Below are 1,715 nucleotides of genomic sequence, written 5' to 3' on the forward strand. Positions count from 1 at the left end.
ATCCTCGACGTAGCTGTAGGTCACGGTGCCCGTGTCGGCGTCGTAGCCGGTCACGGACAGGGTGCCTTCGTCGGTGGTGATCTCGACCGGCGTGGTGCTGGCGTCAGTGATGTCGATGCCACCGATGGTGACGGTATCGATGCCCGCTTGTGCCGCGACCGTGAAGCTGCCGGTGACGGTGTCGCCGGTGGCTTCGGTGACGCTGTTGTCGGCCGTGGCACTGATGTCAGTGATGGTCGGCACACCATCGGTGGAGCCGTCGACGGTGATGGTCAGCGTGGTACTGGAGGTATCGCCATCGGCGTCGGTGATCGTGTAGCTGAATTCGTCCGCCAGGCTCTCGCCATCATCCAGCGACTGCACGGCCGGATTGGTGGTGTCGAGCACATAGCTGTAGCTGCCATCGGCTTCGAGCGTCAGCGTGCCGTAGTCGCCGGTGACAACTGCCGCGGCATCGGCCGTGACGGCGTTGCCATCGACGGCAGTGACCGTGGTGGCGTCAGCCCCCAGGGTGTCGGCGGTGTCGTTGGCGCCGTCGATGACGTTGCCGTCGAGTGCCGTGGTGGTGTCTTCACCGATGTTGCGCGTGTCAGCCTTGGCCTCCGGCGCGGTGTCGAGGATCGCGATGTCCAGGCTGTCCGTGCTGCTCTGCCCGGTGATGTCGGTGACCACGACCGCGAAGCTGTCGGTGATGTCGCCGCCGGCGTGATTCTCGGTCTCGCCATCCTCGACGTAGCGGTAGGTCACGGTGCCCGTGCCGGCGTCATAGCCGGTCACGCTCAGGGTGCCTTCGTCGGTGGTGATCTCGACCGGCGTGGTGCTGGCGTCAGTGATGTCGATGCCACCGATGGTGACGGTATCGATGCCCGCTTGTGCCGCGACCGTGAAGCTGCCGGTGACGGTGTCGCCGGTGGCTTCGGTGACGCTGTTGTCGCTGTTGTCGCTCGTCGCGCTGATGTCGGTGATGGTCGGTGCTGAGTCATCCACACCAGTGATAACGATGTCGACCGTGGTGGTCGTCCCATCGCTCAGCTCGACCACAAATGACTGGCTGACAGTATCGCCTGCATCCAGCCCCTGGACGGCAGCGGCTTCGTTATCGAGCGTGTAGGTCCACTCACCTGACTCATTGACGCTGAAAGTGCCGTAATCATCGCTTTGGGAGCCAGCGACCACATCGGTGCTTTCAACATCGACAAGCGTGCCAGAAGCTTCGGTAACGCCATCCTCTGTTACCGCGCCAGAATCACTGCCAACCAGTGTGCCCACGTCATTGCTGGTCGCGGTGTTGCCGGCCGGGTCGGTGACAGTGGCTTCGACGCTGTACTCGCCTTCGCTCAGCGGGGTCTCGGCGTCAACCGTATAGGTGCCGTTCTCGACGGTCGCGGTGACGGTCTGCTCGTTGCCGTCACTGTCGGTGATGAGCAGCGTGACGGTGCTGCCGTCTTCGGCATCGGTGGTACCGACGATGGTCGGCGTGGTGTCGGAGGTCAGCGCCGGGGCATCGACGGTCAGTGCCGGGGCGGACAGATCGATCTCGCCCACGTCATTGCTGGTCGCGGTGTTGCCGGCCGGGTCGGTGACAGTGGCTTCGACGCTGTACTCGCCTTCGCTCAGCGGGGTCTCGGCGTCAACCGTATAGGTGCCGTTCTCGACGGTCGCGGTGACGGTCTGCTCGTTGCCGTCACTGTCGGTGATGAGCAGCGTGACGGTGC

At 64.2% G+C, this 1,715-nt stretch carries 1 protein-coding gene; it reads right to left on the reverse strand.

Annotated elements, in window-relative coordinates:
- The coding region (locus tag QD228_RS16970) for a VCBS domain-containing protein (RefSeq protein ID WP_279876125.1) at positions 1-1,715 on the reverse strand (1,715 nt) is incomplete at both ends.

The sequence above is a fragment of the Cobetia sp. 3AK genome, from assembly GCF_029846335.1.
GTDB classification, from domain to species: domain Bacteria; phylum Pseudomonadota; class Gammaproteobacteria; order Pseudomonadales; family Halomonadaceae; genus Cobetia; species Cobetia marina.